Below are 18,071 nucleotides of genomic sequence, written 5' to 3'. Positions count from 1 at the left end.
ATTTATGATTATTTGTGGAATAAAAATAACTCATGATGGAGGGATAGCACTGATTGAAAATGGAAAGCTGATTTTTAGTATTGAGCTTGAAAAAATAAATAACAATCACCGCTATGCCGGAATAGCTGATTTAGCTGAAATTAAATCCCTGCTCCAATCAAAAGGTTACAGGATGGATCAGATTGATCTTTTTGTTGTTGACGGCTGGCATGGAAGCGATGACAACTGGAAAGGTGTCTCCCATATAACCGTACCAACAGATGGAACAGAAATTAAAATACCAGTTGCTTATTATAACGAAGAAAATTTAGCAGACGATAATACTGCAGGACAAAATTATTCCGAAGGATTACTGATCGATCAGATCTCTTATCCATATCAAAGCTTCAGGCATGTAACCGGACATATTCTGGGAGCTTATTGCACTAGCCCATTTTCTGCCAGCGCAGAAGATAGTTATGTGCTGGTTTGGGATGGCGGACAATATCCAAGATTATATTATATCAATGCTGCAGAAAAGACCATTGTCAATAAAGGGCCGCTTTTCTTTTTAATGGGCACTATTTACGGAATTATGGGGCAATATTTTGGCCCTTATAAAAAGACTGCCGAAGCCTTAGCCGAAGATCGTAAAGAAATGGAGTTGAATGGATATTTTGGAGGACTTTCTGTAGCGGGAAAAATCATGTCTTATATCGCAGAAGGCAGTATTGATCATGAATTGTTAAAAGAACTACCTGAACTTTACAAATCTGTATTTGAAATTTCCAACCTGTTTGAGCACAAATTTTGTCAGGCCATTCAGGAATTTACAGCGGATAAATCTTGTACAGATGCGGATATATTACTGACTATCCATAGTTATCTGCAAAATTTATTAATTCAAAGTCTTTCCAGAAAAATTGCCGCTGATGGGTATGCAGAATCTAATTTTTGTTTTTGCGGCGGGTCGGCTTTAAATATAAAATGGAACAGTGCAATCAGGGCTTCCGGAATTTTTAAAGAGATCTATATCCCACCCTTTCCAAATGATTCAGGTAGTGCTATAGGTACGGCTTGTGCAGCAATGTGGGCCAATACTGACTTTATTGCTCTGAAATGGAATGTTTATTCAGGGCCATCTCTTATTGAAAGTGAGCTTGCGGAAAACGGATGGAAAACAGAAGCCTGCAATTTGAAAGAATTAGCTATGCTTTTGCACCAGACGGAGGAACCAGTTGTTTTTTTGAGTGGTTGTGCAGAAATTGGCCCAAGAGCACTCGGAAACCGAAGTTTGCTGGCTATTGCAACAAAAAACAAGATAAAAGATTGCCTGAATGAAGTAAAACAACGGGAGGCATTCAGACCTGTCGCACCTATCTGTCTGCAAGAAGATGCAGCAGATATATTTGATCCTGGATGCGCGGATCCCTATATGCTTTTTGAACATCAGGTACAAGACTCTTGGAAAGATCGGGTTCCGGCTATATGTCACCTTGATGGCTCGGCACGCTTACAAAGTGTGGCGGCAGACTCGCCTGCCCATGAAATCAGAACATTACTTGAAGAATATAAAAAGATATCTGGTATCCCATTATTATGTAATACCAGTGCTAATTTAAATGGAAGCGGATTTTTTCCGGATGTGAAAAGTGCCATACAATGGGGCAAATTAAATTACATCTGGAGTAACCACACCCTCTATTCTAAAGTAGCTCAATTGGAACTAAGCTCAGAATATGAATTCGAGGAGATTAAACTGTAAACCGTATGTTTTAGTATTTTATTAATTTTTACAACTATGAAGTTAAATGGTAATGCCTATCCGGAAGGCAGCTTCAAAATAATTGAAAGTGATGCTCCTGATATGGAAATCATCGATGCTATGCTTACAGGAAAAGGACCATATAATGTCCCGGTTTATGTAGTCAGGAACTACTATAATCAAGAGGACTGTAATTATATTAAAGATGCTTTCTGCGAGATCATTGACGAAACTTTAGGAGGGAACAGAATAGAAGAATTTGTAAAAGTACATCAGATTGGTTCTACACAGTTCAAAAAAACGACGCTCGAATATTTCGAAGAATGTGAACGCAGCAGCGCCGATATCAACCGGCTGATTGCTGTAGTAAAGGATGATAAAGCGAGAAATGACTTTATGTTTGAGTATACCTTTAAAACTTATTATTCGCATAAGAACATAGATTTCAGACCTTCTTCTTATGCTGGTAAATTCTGTAATATGATGACCGCAAGAAGATGGAATAACAATACTGAACTTTCATTATTGGCCCATGAAGACTCTTCACAACTTCTTGTCGCCGCAATAGATCAGTATGAAATCTGCAATGTCAAACAAGTCATTGCACTGAATTTATGCGTAGAGAATTCCAACGGTGCAGAATTGATTTTGTGGAATATTGCACCAGATATGGAGTCGAAAGTAAGCCTTGGACTGGAAAATACCGGATATCCGTATGCGCTGGAATTATTAGAAGGAATAGATTACCTGACTCTGAAAACTTATCCTGGCGATTTATATTTCATCAATGCAAACTATATACATGCAGTTTCTAAACAAAAAGAGAATAAACGAATTTCTCTAGGTCGGTTTATTGGATATGCTGCTGAAAACAAGGTGGTTTACTGGACGTAATTGGTTTTCAATCAAATAAAATATTACAAATGAATATTACCGATTTTATAAAAAAAATTCAAAGTAAAGGGATCACTGTAACTATAGAAAGCGGGGATTTAAAAATAAGTTCGCCAAAGGGGGTAATGACCAAAGAACTGATCAGTGAATTCAAGGAGCATAAAAGTGAAATTATTCGTTTGTTTAGTAAAAATGATACCGATACAATTCCACTGGCTCCTTTACAGGATAATTATACGCTTTCATTTGAACAACGCCGTATTTGGTTGCTAAGCCAGACAGATGAAGGAAATAAGGCTTATGTGATTTATATCGCTTTTGATCTGCGGGGAGCATTGGATTTAGTGCTTCTTCACCAAGCTATAGCAAAAGTAGCAGACAAACACGAGATACTGAGGACCAATTTTAGCGGGAATACTTATGAACAGGTCAGACAGCACGTTATTCCTGCTGCTGCATTTAATTTTGATGTTCTATTCCATGATTTCAGTAGCCAGGAAAATCCAGAAGAAACATTTGAACAATTGTTTAGTGCATCTTTTGACATACCTTTTAGCTTTGATTCCGTTTTATTCAGAATAGCAGTGGTAAAAACCGGACATGACCATCATATCATGTATGCTTTAATGCACCATATCATTATTGACGGTTGGTCCTCGCAGATTCTGTTCCATGAAATTATGGAAGTATACAGCAGGCTGGTATTGAATAAAACAACCACAATAGTTGAATTACCTTTCCAATATAAAGATTTTGCAGTTTGGCAAAACAGTATCATCAAGTCTCCTGAATTACAAAAACAAAGACAATATTGGTTAAGCCAGTTTTCAGGAGAGATCCCGGTACTCGAATTACCAGAATCACATAAAAGACCAATCTATAAATCTTTTTCCGGCAGAAATATAAGTCATGCTTATTCAAAAGAATTCAGCAATCGGCTAAAGAAATTCTCCAGCGACCAGGGAGTATCTGTTTTTACCGCTATTTTAACTGGAATTAACATATTACTGTACCGTTACACCAATCAAAATGATATTATTATCGGGACACCGGTAACCACAAGGTTTAGAAAAGAACTCGAAAATCAAGTGGGCATATACCAAAATACCTTAGCGCTCAGAACTAGGTTTCAAGGAGCTCATACCGTAGAACAAACACTGCGAACAGTAGAAAAGGTATTTCTGGATGGTTATTCCAATAATCTATATCCATTAGATCTTTGGATTACGGAGCTGAATCTGAAAGCAAATCCGGGAAGATCACCCTTGTTTGATGTGATGGTTGTCTTTCAGGGAGATGCCTATTTAAAAGAAACCACGAAAACTTTTTCTTCTTTAGTTGTAGAGCCGCGGAACTCCCATGAAAGGAAATCCAGTAAGTTTGACTTGCTCTTTGAATTTTTCGAAACCAAAGAAGGGCTGATGATCAGTGTAGATTATAATTCAGATATTTTTGAAGCTGCATTCATCAACAGATTAATCGCTCACTTTGAGAATTTATTGGATGAAATTTTTAAAGACCATCAAGTTACAGTCGATCACCTGAATTATCTTACTGAAGAAGAAAAGGTACAATTAATAGAAACCTTTAACGATACGGAGACCGGCTATCCGAAAGAAAAAAATGTGATTGAACTTCTTCAGGAAAGTGTGACGCTGAATCCCGGTAAAAAAGCTGTTTTTTTCCATGATCAGTCTTTGACTTATCAGGAAATTGATACGGTTTCAAATCAGTTTGCAAACTTTCTGCTGGATCATTTTAATATAGAAAAAGAAGAGCTTATAGGCGTGGTGCAGGAAAAATCAATCCTCATTATCCCTGTACTTCTTGGTATTTTGAAAACCGGAGCTGCTTATGTACCGATTGATATTACTTATCCTGAAGAAAGAATACAGTATTTGAAGGAATCTGTGAATTGTAAGATTGTAGTAGATGATGCGCTGTTATCCAGGTTTTTATCCGTTCAAAACACGATCCGGACAGACATGCCGCTGGTCAGCATTACAGCAGATTGTCTTTTTCATGTGATGTTTACTTCCGGAACAACCGGAAATCCTAAAGGAGTGATGCTTACGCATAAAAACATAGTCAGATTAATTGAACATTCTGGCTGTCTTGATCTTAATGAACATACAATCTTACTTTCAACAGTATCCATCTCTTTTGATACCACGAATACAGAATTCTGGACGGTTCTGGCAAAAGGCGGACAGGTTATCCTGGCTGAAAGAAAAGAATTATTAGACTATGTAATCTTTAAAGATATTCTGCAAAGACACCAGGTGAATACCCTTTGGTTAACTGCCTCCTGGTTTCAGCATATTGTTGAAAATGACCCGGATCTTTTTAGAGGCTTGAAACAATTTATATCCGGAGGCGATATTGTATCCTCAAGACATGTCGGGCTATTGAAGGGGTTGTATCCGGATTTGAAGATTATCAATGGATACGGACCTACTGAAAATACCACTTTTTCTACTTTTTATCAGGTAGATAGTTTACCTGAAGGTACAATATCTATTGGTAAGCCTTTAAATAACAGTCAAGTATATATATTAAATGAGGCCTTGATTCCACAGCCGGTAGGTGTGGTTGGAACTTTATATGTAGCTGGTGACGGGCTTGCACCAGGTTACTATAATAAACCGGAACTCACTGCAGAAAAGTTCATAGTTAACCCATTTAAAGCGGGTAAACTCATGTACAATTCAGGAGATTCAGCCCGCTGGCTACCTGATGGTAATATTGAATTTCTGGGCAGGAAAGATGATATGGTCAAGATTAGGGGCCGCTTTATTGATACTACTGAAATAGAAAACAGTCTTTGTAAAATAGGAACGGTTAAACAAGCGGTGGTACTGGTAAAAACAGTATATGGAGAAAAGAAAATCATTGCTTACCTGGTTTGCGCAGTAGCTGCGGATATCAGGGAGATTAAAGAGGAATTGAAAAAATCACTTGCAGATTTTATGATTCCTAATTCATTTGTATGCGTACCCTCCATTCCACTTTCGCATAATGGAAAGGTGGATCGTGCGATGCTGCTGGCAACGGATTCAGCGCTAACAGATCAGGCAGCCAGTACTTATTTTGTGCCGGCATCAACAGCAACAGAAGAAAAAGTCATCGGCTTGTTTAAAGAAGTACTCAAATTGGAGCAGGCCGGAAGGAACGATGATTTTTTTGAACTGGGAGGTTACAGCCTGACTTCTATTACCTTGTTATCCAGAATTGCAGCGAAATTCGGGAAGAAGATTACAATCAGGGATTTATATCAAAATTCCAGTGTAGCAAGCCTGGCGAAATTCCTGGACTCCAGCGCGGAATCAGCCGGGACAACAATTATTAAACCTGTTGAGGCCATATACTACCCATTAACACTTGCTCAGAACCGGATGTGGATCAATAACCAGCTGCACCCCGGAAATGCAACTTATTCCACTGCAAATACATTTGAACTGCGTGGAGAATACGTTACAGAAGAACTGTTTGCTGCATTTCGTCATATTATTGATAGACATCACCTGCTCAGATCTGTTTTTCCCTTTGAAGAAGGGGAGCCAATGCAAAAGGTATTGACTACAGCCGAATCAACAGCTAAAATTTTTGAGCTGATCAGCTGGAACAAAGAGGAGGCCTTTGATGTGCAAAATTATGATCAGGAACAAACTGGGAATTATTTTGAGCTCATTGAAGACCCTCCTATAAGGATAAAAATCATTGCGGTTTCCAAAAAGCAGGCATTTATATGGATAAAATTGCATCATATTGCTTATGACGCCTGGTCAATACACACTTTGTATAATGAATTCAGGCAATTCTTAGCATCGGCAGTACAGCCGGAACCTTTAGAAATACAGTTCAAGCATTTTGCCTTCTGGCAGCGGGATGGAATAGAAAAAGGGGTTTTTGCCTCACAGCTGAATTACTGGGAAGAGTTGCTTAAAGAGTTACCTGCTCAAAATGAGCGTAAATTAACTGATGCAAATGATGTCTCTGCTGTGAAATTTTTCGAAATTGATGAATTCAGCAGCCATAAATTAAGGAAAATATGTCTCGATAATCAACTGGATGAGGCTTATTTGTTTTTGGGTTTATTCTCTCTGGCCTATAGCGCTGTTTTCAATCAGGAAGATTACTTGTGTAATTTTCCTTATCTGGGTAGGAAAAATGCACAGCTTCAAAATATCATAGGGTTATTTTATCAGATTATGATTTTAAGGATCCGCACCGGTGATGAAGAAGATGTTTTGGCGTTTATCAGCTCATTGCAAAAACAAGCCCTTGATGCTGTAGAACAACTCGATTATCCTTTTGAAAAGCTAATTGATGAAATTCCAGGATTAGCAAAGCACATCAATACGCTGTCGTTTAATGTCATTAGCAAAGAGTTTATCAATGTTGAAAGTGATAGTTTTAACCAGGGGAAATTAACCATTACGCCTTTACAAACGCCACATAAAAAACGTTTCAGAACAGATCTGACCATAGATCTTTATAAGTCTGATAAATTTTATTTCAGTTGTGCCTTTAATGCACAAAAATACAATGCCATTAAGATTGAAAGTTTGCTTGATCTGACAAAAAGTTTGCTTGAGGAAGCTGAAAATGTTCTCTCAATGACGATTAAAGACCTCAATTTTAAATATAGTGATTTAGGAAAAAACATAAAGACAGGAGTGTAACTATGAATTTGGAAATTATAAATAAAGAAGAAGATTTTTTCGGAATTATTGAGGAAAGCTGGGCTGGTCCAGAAGAATTTATTGAATGGTTTAACCATCATGAAGAAGAAATTGAGCAGTACTTAGTCAAATATGGTGTAATCCGATTTAAAAAAACCGGGCTGAAGACAAATGTTGACTTCCAAAAATTCATAGCAGAGATTAACATCAAACCACTCGATTATATTGATGGAAATTCACCCAGGACTAAAAAGTCTTCAAAGATTTATACTTCTACAGAATATCCTGCTGAGGTCTTTATTTCTATGCACAATGAATTGTCTTATTCGAATTATTTTCCTAAGAAAATCTTCTTTTTCTGTCTTACTCCGGCAGAAGAAGGAGGGGAGACCACTGCTTTGAATGGCTACTCACTTTTGGAGAAACTTGATCCAGCTATTATGGGTGATTTTTTTGACAGAAACATAAAATACATTAGAAATCTTCATGGTGGGAGTGGAATTGGCGCATCCTGGCAGGAAACTTTTGAGTCTGATGATAAAGCATTTATTGAAGCTTTCTGTTTAGAAAATGAGATAAAAATAAGCTGGAAAGAAAATAATTCACTCAGATTAGAACAGGTGAGGCCAGCTGTGCTGGAACATCCTAAATCTGGCAGGAAGATCTGGTTTAACCAGGCAGATCAATTTCATCCATCCAATAATCCACCTGAGGTTTATGAAGCTATGAAATATCTTTATGAAGAAGACGAATTTCCATTATATGTGACTTATGAAGATGGAAGTGAAATTCCTGAGTCGATTTTTGAACACATACGAAGTGTTTCAAGAGCAAACTTAATCGCGCTTCCATGGGAAAAAGAAGACATCATGTTGTTTGACAATATGTCTGTTTTACATGGCCGGAATCCTTTTTCCGGCAAAAGGGAAATCTTATTATCAATGGCTTAAGCAAATAATTCATCCTATGAATACAACTTTAAATTGGGTAAGTCCGGATATACTGGGGACAATTAAACTAAAAGAAAGCGATCAGCTTGCAATTTCTTTCCTCAACCAGCACATCACCTATAAAGAACTGAATGAGAAATCTAACCAGCTGGCGAACTTTTTTCTCAGCAAAGGGATAAAAAAAAAGGAGGTGATTGGCGTAGGTATGAGCCTTTCCATTGATTATGTGATTGCCATGCTGGCTATCATGAAAGCTGGTGCCGTATTTTTACCACTCCAAATCACTGGTCCAGCCAAAAGACTTGAACAAATACTGGATATCGCTAAACCAGTACTGATCCTTGAAAATAACAGAGAAAAAATCATACCTAATTCTCTTATATTCAGTACTTCAGCTGTTCGTCAAACTGAAGAGGCTGATATTATTCCCTGGTATAATTTTTCCAGACTGCTTCCTGAATTATTAATTGACGGGGACGACCCCGTGTATATATTTTTCACTTCTGGTAGTACAGGAGTGCCAAAAGCAATTCTGGGCAATCACAAAAGTCTGGCCCATTTTATAATCTGGGAAAGCAATACTTATCAGCTAAACCATCAGATTAGAGTTGGCGCAATGACTCCAACCACTTTTGATCCTTCTTTACGGGATATATTAGTTCCGCTATTTAACGGAGGTATACTGGTTATACCAAATCAGGAAAACATCGATTTTTCAGAACGCTTAAGGTGGCTGATTGAAGAAAAAATTAACCTGATACATATCGTTCCTTCTGTTTATGAGAAGATCCACGATGAGTTGGAATTACTGGGCCAGCATAAAAACAAAATAGAACTCAGCCATATCTTTTTTGCAGGAGAACCACTGTACGCAGAAAGAGTGAGCAAATGGAAAGTGCAGTTGCCTGAAAGTACGCTGTTGATTAATCTGTACGGGCCAACAGAAACCACACTTGCCAAATTTCATCATCAGCTAACAGCGCAGGATTTGCTTAAAGGAGGTATTATTCCTTTAGGTAAAGCTATTTCAGACACCACAATGTTGTTATTTGATGAAAAAGGCCAGCCAGTTGAAGCAGGCACCATAGGGGAAATTATCATTCATACTGAATTTTGCTCGCTTGGTTATCTTGGAGAAGAATTGAATGCAGGTAAATTTATTGACTATGCAGGAGGGAAGGCGTATAAGACCGGCGATCTTGGGAAACTCAATGAGGAGGGTAACCTGGAGTATCATGGCAGAATTGATGCACAGATAAAAATCAATGGCTTGCGGATAGAGATCAGCGAAATTGAATCCACGCTATTGAAATATCAAGGTGTCAAAAAATGCGCAGTGCTTTATACTGAATATTCAAAAACCGCGCTTAGTGCTTTTATCATTTCTGATGAGCAGCTAATAAAGGAAGAACTGCGGCTGTTTTTGAAGGATTATTTGCCACAGCCAATGATTCCAGCTCAATTTATTACACTGGATAACTTTCCTTATAACCAAAACGGGAAAATAGACAGGGTTGCATTAGCACAACTGTTAACTGAGCAAACTGGTATACCTGAGCAAATTATTACAAATGAGGCAGTTGCTGAACAGTTCTCTGAATTAGAGCAATTCATCTTTGAAATCTGGGCAGAGGTTCTAAAAAAAGAAAAAATTGGGCTGCATGATAACTTTTTTGAAATAGGAGGACATTCACTCAATGGATTAGTGATTGTTTCAAAAGTTTTCAAGAAACTGGGTATACGCTTTGAGATTACAAGTTTTTTCAATAATCCAACGATCAGCAGTTTTGCAGCAGTGATCTCACAATTGCAGATGCAAAATCAGGATCAACAACAGGGTCAGAATCAACAACAAAATCAGCATACACAACAAAATCACGATAAAAAGCAAGCGCAAACAAACGAAGAGATCAAGCTTGTACCAACCCAGGCATTTTATCAGGTTTCGAATGCACAGAAACTCATGTTTCTGCTGAATGAAATTACCGGAAACAGCTCAGTATACAATATCCAGGGAGCTTATACCATCAAGGGCCAGTTAAATTACCAGATTTTAGAGGAATCATTTAAAGAACTGATCAGCAGACATGAAGCACTAAGGACCTGTTTTGTAAAAGATGATGAAGGCGGTTTTTTTCAAAGAATACTACCTGTCGAAGCAGTAGATTTTAAACTTGGAATAACTCAAATCCATTCGGCAGGAGCAGGGCACGATTTTCTGCAGACTGCATTTTCTTACGCTTTCGATTTAACAAAAGATCTTTTGTTACGTGCCGGTTTAATAGAAAAAGATGGAGAATACATTCTTTATTATTGTATGCACCATATCATCTCCGATGGATGGTCTTTAGAAGTCTTAATCAGTGACCTGCTGCATATTTATAAGGGAAAACTAGCTACACCCAACAACCTGCTGGCACCACTAAAACTGCAATATAAAGATTATGCAGCCTGGGATAACCAGAGAAACAGTGAACTAGCAGCAGCTGAAAAATACTGGCTTGCTCAATTCAGCGGTAATTTACCTGTATTAAACTTTCCGCTGAACTTTTCGCGTCCTGCAGTGCAGCACTATGCCGGAGATTCTATCAGTATCGATATTCCTCAGGAAACAGTACAAGGTTTAAGGAATAGCTGTAAAACTCAAAACGCTACTTATTTCAGTGGATTGTTAACCGTGCTCTATACTTTGCTTTACAGATATACCGGGCAAAAAGATATTGTTTTAGGCAGTCCGGTTGCTAACCGGGATAATCCTGAATTGAAAAATCAAATTGGACTTTACGTAAACACGATTGCTTATCGTGCTGCAATCAAAGACGATGATTCTTTCAATACCCTGCTGCATACAATCAAAAATATGGTTATTGAAGGAAACCAGCATAAAAACTATCCTTTTGAAAAATTGATTGAAAATCTGGATATCGCCAGAGACTTAAGTCTCAACCCACTGTTCAGTGTGATGGTGAATTTTCAAACTCCTCAGGAAATTAAATCAACTGCTGATCTTCCTGAAAATCTTTCCATAGAGAAATTTGATTTTCCTCAGATTAAATCAAAGTTTGATTTCTCCTTTTATTTTTACGACCAGCAGGGACATACCAAGCTGATGCTTATTTATAATACAGGCTTATTTACCAGGGAATTTATGCAGGATTTGCTGGATAACTTCCTTAATCTGGCAAAAAGCCTCCTTGTGCAGCCTGAAACTAACCTGTCGTATATTCCCTATCTCTCAGACAAGGAAAAGAAAAAAGTACTGGAAGTCTTCAATCCTACCAATTCTCCAAAAAAAGCTGTCCAAAGCCTGACCAGACTATTTGGGCAGCATGTAAAGCATCATTCTTCCAATACCGCATTTATTAATCAGGATAAAACATACAGCTATGGTTTTGTAGAGCGGTTAAGCAATCAATTCGCGCATTATCTTTACCAGGAATATGCGGTTGGTAAAAATGACAGACTAATTGTTTCTTTGGAACGTAATCAGTGGTTGCCCATCGCTATTTTGGGTATACTAAAACTGAATGCTGTCTATATCCCTGTTGAACCAGGGGCTCCAAAACTTTTCCAGGAAAGAATTATAGAAGAAGCAGGGTGCAAACATGTTATTGATGAAGTATTTCTGGAAAAATTCATAGCTGTAGCAGATCACTACGCAGCAGAAGAACCGGATGCAATTAATTATCCTGCAGGAGAATCCGCTGCTGTGAATCCTAAAAATGATATCATTACTATTATCTATACCACTGGTTCTACAGGAAAGCCAAAAGGTGTAATCATTAAAAACAGCAATATTGTCAATCGCCTGGAATGGATGTGGTCAGAATATGCATTTCATCCTGATGAAGTTTGTGTCTTAAAAACAGCTATAAGTTTTGTAGACCACTTGTGGGAACTATTTGGGCCATTGTTAAAAGGAATACCTCTGGTTTGTCTCCATAACAATGATATCTCAGATATACCACATTTAATCGGCCTGTTGAATAAGTTTAAAGTGACCAGAATTGTCCTGGTGCCAAGTCTGTTAAAAGAAATCCTTGCCTATCCTGAAGCTTGCAGAGCACAGCTGTCTGCACTAACATACTGGACCAGCAGCGGTGAAGACCTGCCAGGGATACTGGTGCAGAAATTCTATGAAATATTTGATAGCCGGAAATATAAACTGCTTAACATTTACGGTTCGACCGAAGTTACAGCGGATGCAACCTGTCACGATACTTCCATAGATTTTAAACAAAATAAAACTATCCTTGCTTTATTTAATACGGACATAGATATCCCGGGCCTGATTGAAAATTACGATCATGCAGACCATATTTTTGCAGCTGATCAACCAGATCGTATTTTATCTGGCTTTAAAAATATTGAATTTGAATCAGTTACCTCGCCAGAAGAATATTTGAAATACCTTGAACAGCGACTGCTTCCAAACATAATTAATATTTCTTCCAATAAATATATCGGGCACATGACAGGGCCCCTGCCAAATTTTTCTTTAAGTCTGAGTAGCCTGGTTAACAGGCTTAACCAGAATCTGGTGAAGATTGAAACCTCTCTTGCAGCGACAATGATTGAAATCGAAGTGATCAAAAGATTTCATCAGGCTGTATTTAATAGGAGCGACGCTTTTTACAGCGGATTATCCCACAAAAATGAAGGGATTCCGGGGATTTTTACCAATGGTGGAACGCTGTCTAATATCACAGCCTTATTTTATGCACTCAATAACTGTCTGGCACCCCATGGATCGTATCAGGGATATGGAAATTCAGGCCTGATAAAGGGGCTTTTGCATTATGGTTATAAGGATGTCGTTATTCTGGGTAGCAGATGGTGTCATTATTCTGTTGGAAAGGCATTGAAATTATTTGGACTAGGTAAAGACTCTTTCAGAGAAATTATTGTAGATCAGGGAAATGAAGCAGATATCCGCAAGAAAGTTACGCAGCAGATACTGGATTTAAAAGCGCAAAATGTATTGATTCTCAGTATCATCGGAGTAGCCGGAACCACTGAATCCGGTGCAGTAGAACCTTTGAATTTACTAGGTGAGCTGGCAAAGGAACAAGCTATACACTACCATGTTGATGCAGCTTTTGGAGGTGCATATATCCTCTCAGAAAAATATAGTCACTTATTAGATGGTATCAATAAAGCTGATTCTGTGACCTTATGTGCACATAAACAACTTCATGTTCCAGTTGGTAGTAGTTTTTGCTTATTTGCAGATCCTGGGTTTGTTAAAAATTCAGAAAACAATACCAATTACCAGGCAAGGAAAAACTCCTATGACCTGGGGAAATTTACAATCGAAGGCACACGTAATTTCAACTCCCTGATATTACATGGGTTATTTAGTGTTTTTGGTAAAAAAGGTTTAGCAGAGGTTATCGATTATAACCATGAATTATCAAGGACATTTGCAGATTTAATCCATCAGAATAATGCTTTTGAATTATTTGAATCTCCAAAGCTTAATATCGTTTTATACCGTTATGTTCCGTTCTCTCTCAGGAATAAAACGGTATTGACCGATCAGGATTTGCTGTTGATCAACGACCTGAACGAGCAGATTCAGAAAACTCAATTTGAAAGAGGAAATTCATTTGTCTCTTATACACTGGTTCGTAATTACGACCGTGACTCTTTACAACATGTGTTTTTCCGCACTGTTTTTTCAAATCCGAACACCACGCAAAAAGTCCTGAAAGAAATTCTTCAGGAACAGCTTGATATTGCGGCCGAATTAGACCATACACTAGGCATCAACACGGAACAGCAAAATTACAACAGTAACTTTACGGTTCATACGAATACCAGTATCGGTAAACCTATAGCCAATGTAAAAGTGTACATACTGGATGATCATCTGCAATTGCTTCCTGTTGGTTTAGAAGGAATCATTTATATCGGTGGTGAAAATATTACGGATGGATACCTTGGTGACGAAGAATTAACAGGTGATAAATTTATTGAAAACCCATTCAAGCCGGGAGAAATTTTATTCCGGACTGATGATGTTGGAAAATGGACAGTTGAAGGGGAAATTATTTATATCGGCCGGAGAGATTTTCAATATAAAGTAAGAGGAAACCGGATCAATACCAATTCGATAGAAGAAACCATTGCACAATTATCGGGGATTGACCAGGCGCTGGTTATTTTTAATGATCAGAAATTAACTGCATTCGTGAGTGCAGCTACTATTCCTGACCTTTCAGTACTGCGGCTGATGTTAAAAGAAATCCTGCCAGCCTATATGATCCCCAATGAATTTGTGTGGATTAAAGATTTTCCTAAACTTACCAATGGGAAAATTAACAGAAAAGCACTGCATGCAGAAATAGGGACAGTGCTTACTGAAAATGTGGCACGGATTCTTCCGGAAAATGACCTGGAACAGCAGGTTTATGATTTATGGAAGCTGATCTTTAACCAGAAGGAACTATCCGTAAGAGCTGATTTCTTTGCGATCGGCGGACATAGTCTCAGTCTGATGAAACTGATTCAGTATTACCATAAAGCTTTCCATGTTCAGGTTAAAATGCAGGATCTGTTCCTGACCACAACCATAGAAGGTCATGCCGGTTTAATCCGAAACCTGGACAAAAATCCAATGGCTCCAATAGAAAAAGTAGCAGAAAGTGATACTTATCCAGTTTCTGACGGACAAAGACGCATCTGGACATTGAGCCAAACAGCGGATTCCTCACGCGCTTACCATATGAGTGGCGCAATGACAATACATAAGGCATTAAATACTGCAAAGTTCAACGCTGCCATCCGGGAAGTTATCAAAAGGCACGAATCCTTAAGAACTAATTTTATCTGGACGGAGAAAGGAGAGGTCCGTCAAATTATCCGGCCTGATGAACTATTGGATTTCGAGCTGGAAATAATTAACGTTGCCGATCAGACGCAGGAAGAAATCAAAGATGCGCTCATAGCATTCAATAACAAGCCTTTTAAACTAGCTGATGACCTGTTGCTGCGGATCAGACTCTTTCAGGTTGCTACAGATCACTTTATATTTTCATACTGCTTTCACCATATCATCAGTGACCTGAGATCTATGAAAATTTTTGCCCGTGATCTCTGGAACCAGTATCAATACCTGAATGAGAATCTTGAATCAACCATTACGCCATTAAAGCTTCAGTATAAAGATTATTCGGCCTGGCTTCAGAAAGCTAAACATCGTATTCAAATACCAGCCAGCGTATACTATAAAGAACTACTGAGTGATTTTGAGCTCCTGAACCTTCCTGCTGATTACCAGCGTCCTTTGCTCAAAACTTATACAGGAAATACTTATACTTACGAAATACCTGCCGCATTGTGCACCTTAGTGAGACGTAAATCACTAAGCTACGGGGTAACCCCATTTACTGTTTTGGTAGCTGCAATAAATGGGCTGTTTTACCGCTACACGCAACAAGAAGACATCCTGATAGGAATGGTAACCGAAGGCAGAGGACATCCTGATATTGATCAGCAAATAGGATTTTTTGTAAATACGCTTCCTTTGAGGACACAGCTGGATCCAAAAAAAGGATTTGGGCATTTGTGTAAGGAAATTCAGCATCTCGTCTTACAGAATTTTAATTTCCAGGCCTATGCCCTTGATGAACTCATTGATGAACTGCAAGTAGCGCGCGACCCATCCAGATCACCATTATTTGATGTGGTGGTTACCTATGAAAATTATGAACAGGAACTCAATTTTTCAGAGATGGAAGCCTTAAATCTGGAGAAAAAAACTGCTCAGTTTGATATCACTTTTGGTTTTGTAGAAAATAAAGATTTTATCAGTTCGAAAATTGAATTTAATACCAGTTTGTACGCACACTCAACTATCCAAAGAATGGCTACCCATCTTGCTGAATTCTTAGCCGCTGCATTAGCAAAAGAAGAAGATGCATTATACACTTTAGACTATTTAACCCCGGAGGAGAAAAACTATGAATAAGAATCAGGATTCAGAAGAACTGAATGGTCTATTTATAAATCATCAAACAATTATCAGCTTTTTTAAGCTTATCAAAGAGAAATTCAGCCAAAAAACTGCAGTAATCTATCAAGGCAACTCACTTAATTATGAGGAATTAGATCAACTTTCTGATCAGCTGGCAAACTATATGCACAGCAGAAACGAAATTAATGCCGGTGATTACATCGGCGTCAAGTTAGAAAAAAGTGAATACCTGATTGCTGTTATTCTGGCGGTTATAAAATCAGGATGCGCTTATGTACCCATTGATCCTGGTTATCCGGCTCAGCGCATACAATTTATTGAGAATGACAGCAATTGTAAGTTTATATTCGATAAAAATGAATTAGAAAAGGCACTAAGCAGTCCCCGAAACAATCAAAAATTGGAAACTGTGATTTCTCCGGATGCTACCGCTTATGTGATCTACACATCCGGTACCACTGGTAACCCTAAAGGGGTAGTGATCTCGCATCGTAACCTGATTAACCTGTTATTTGCTCCGGGAACACCTTTCGATTTGAAATCTTCTGACGTCTGGACTATGTTCCATTCTCATTGTTTTGATTTTTCGGTCTGGGAAATCTTTTGCCCGTTACTCACTGGCGGTACCCTGATTGTACTCGATCATGCGCTTGTCCGCGACCCTGTTCAGGTGAAACAGGTTATTGAAGATTACGGTGTAACTATGTTTAGTCAAACGCCATCGTCTTTCTATATGTTGACTCCGGCATTTAAATCCGCATTTAAAGAAAATAAACTTCGCTATATCTTTTTTGGGGGAGAAGCATTATCTCCTATGCAACTTTCCTGGTGGCATTCAGCATACCCTGAATTAAATTTCCTTAATCTTTATGGAACTACAGAAACAACCATCCATGTAACCGCTAAATTAATTACTGACAGAGAGATCGATAACAATACCAGCAATATTGGAAAAGCACTACCTGGTTATTTCTGCTATGTTTTAGGGAAACACAGGGAAAAACTTCCATTTGGTACAGAAGGGGAACTCGCTGTTGGTGGGGCAGGTCTTTCATGCAGCTATCTGAACAATGAAACCCTGACACATGAAAAATATATTGATAACCCTTATAGTGAAAACAAAGAGGATAAATTATACCTCACAGGTGATATTGTGAAAAAGCTACCAGATGGTGAGCTGATTTACGTAGGAAGAAAAGATAGGCAGGTTAAGATCCGGGGACACAGAATAGAACTTTCTGAAATTGAGCTGGCTTTGTTGACTAAACCTGGAATATCTTATGTAAGAATTACAACGACTGATCAGGAAAATGGCCAAAGCGAATTGTTGGTTTTTCTAATCAGTGCCTTCACAGAGCATGCAGATGAGCTTGCAGAGTTTCTGAAAAATAAATTGCCCGGCCATATGATTCCGCTTCATTATATCCAGCTAGAAGAAATCATCTTGAATAGTAATGGAAAACTGGATGAAAAGCTGTTACTGGAAAAATATGCACTCCTTTCTGTCAACCCGCGTCAAAAAATTGCCCCAAGAGATACTGTTGATGAGAAGGTTCTGGAAATATGGTATAAAAAACTAGGTATTTCAGGATTAGGTATTGATCATAATCTATTTGAAATAGGCGGGAACAGCCTGAAGTCTATAAGTATCATGAATGAAGTCAATGAAGTTTTTGGACTTAGTTTGCCATTGGGGAACTTATTGGGTGATTTTACCATTCGCCATATTGCCGATGAAATAAATAAAGTCTTATTAAACTCAGCAAATGAAACTGAGGATAATAATGATGATCAGGAAAAAGAAATATTTTCAATATAAC

General features: G+C 38.2%; 6 protein-coding genes. All 6 read left to right on the top strand.

The window, feature by feature from the left end; translation table 11 throughout:
• The first annotated feature begins 4 nt into the window (after nt 1–4).
• The 6 genes from AY601_RS10975 to AY601_RS10950 are packed head-to-tail and all read left to right on the top strand — an operon-like array spanning nt 5 to nt 18,070.
• Nucleotides 5–1,744 (top strand): carbamoyltransferase N-terminal domain-containing protein, encoded by a 1,740-nt coding sequence (locus AY601_RS10975; RefSeq protein ID WP_068400608.1) that lies wholly within the window; start codon nt 5–7, stop codon nt 1,742–1,744.
• A 36-nt stretch (nt 1,745–1,780) separates the two neighbouring features.
• The gene (locus AY601_RS10970; protein WP_068400607.1) at nt 1,781–2,638 is read left to right on the top strand and encodes a hypothetical protein; all 858 of its coding nucleotides are present in this window, start codon (nt 1,781–1,783) and stop codon (nt 2,636–2,638) included.
• A 29-nt stretch (nt 2,639–2,667) separates the two neighbouring features.
• Nucleotides 2,668–7,323, top strand: a complete 4,656-nt coding sequence (locus tag AY601_RS10965; RefSeq protein ID WP_068400605.1) for a non-ribosomal peptide synthetase — start codon at nt 2,668–2,670, stop codon at nt 7,321–7,323.
• A 2-nt stretch (nt 7,324–7,325) separates the two neighbouring features.
• Nucleotides 7,326–8,273, top strand: coding sequence for a TauD/TfdA family dioxygenase (locus tag AY601_RS10960; RefSeq protein WP_068400603.1), 948 nt, complete (start codon nt 7,326–7,328; stop codon nt 8,271–8,273).
• Between the two features lie 16 nt (nt 8,274–8,289).
• Nucleotides 8,290–16,245, top strand: a complete 7,956-nt coding sequence (locus AY601_RS10955) for a non-ribosomal peptide synthetase (RefSeq protein ID WP_198163671.1) — start codon at nt 8,290–8,292, stop codon at nt 16,243–16,245.
• The gene (locus AY601_RS10950) at nt 16,238–18,070 is read left to right on the top strand and encodes a non-ribosomal peptide synthetase (RefSeq protein ID WP_068400590.1); all 1,833 of its coding nucleotides are present in this window, start codon (nt 16,238–16,240) and stop codon (nt 18,068–18,070) included. The genes AY601_RS10955 and AY601_RS10950 overlap by 8 nt, the downstream gene beginning before the upstream one ends.
• The last annotated feature ends 1 nt before the right edge of the window (nt 18,071 follow it).

Origin of the sequence: Pedobacter cryoconitis (assembly GCF_001590605.1) — a bacterium.
In the GTDB taxonomy this organism is placed as follows: Bacteria; Bacteroidota; Bacteroidia; order Sphingobacteriales; family Sphingobacteriaceae; genus Pedobacter; species Pedobacter cryoconitis_A.
The sequence above is the reverse complement of the archived record's forward strand: the minus strand, read 5'-3'. Positions and strand labels throughout refer to the sequence as shown.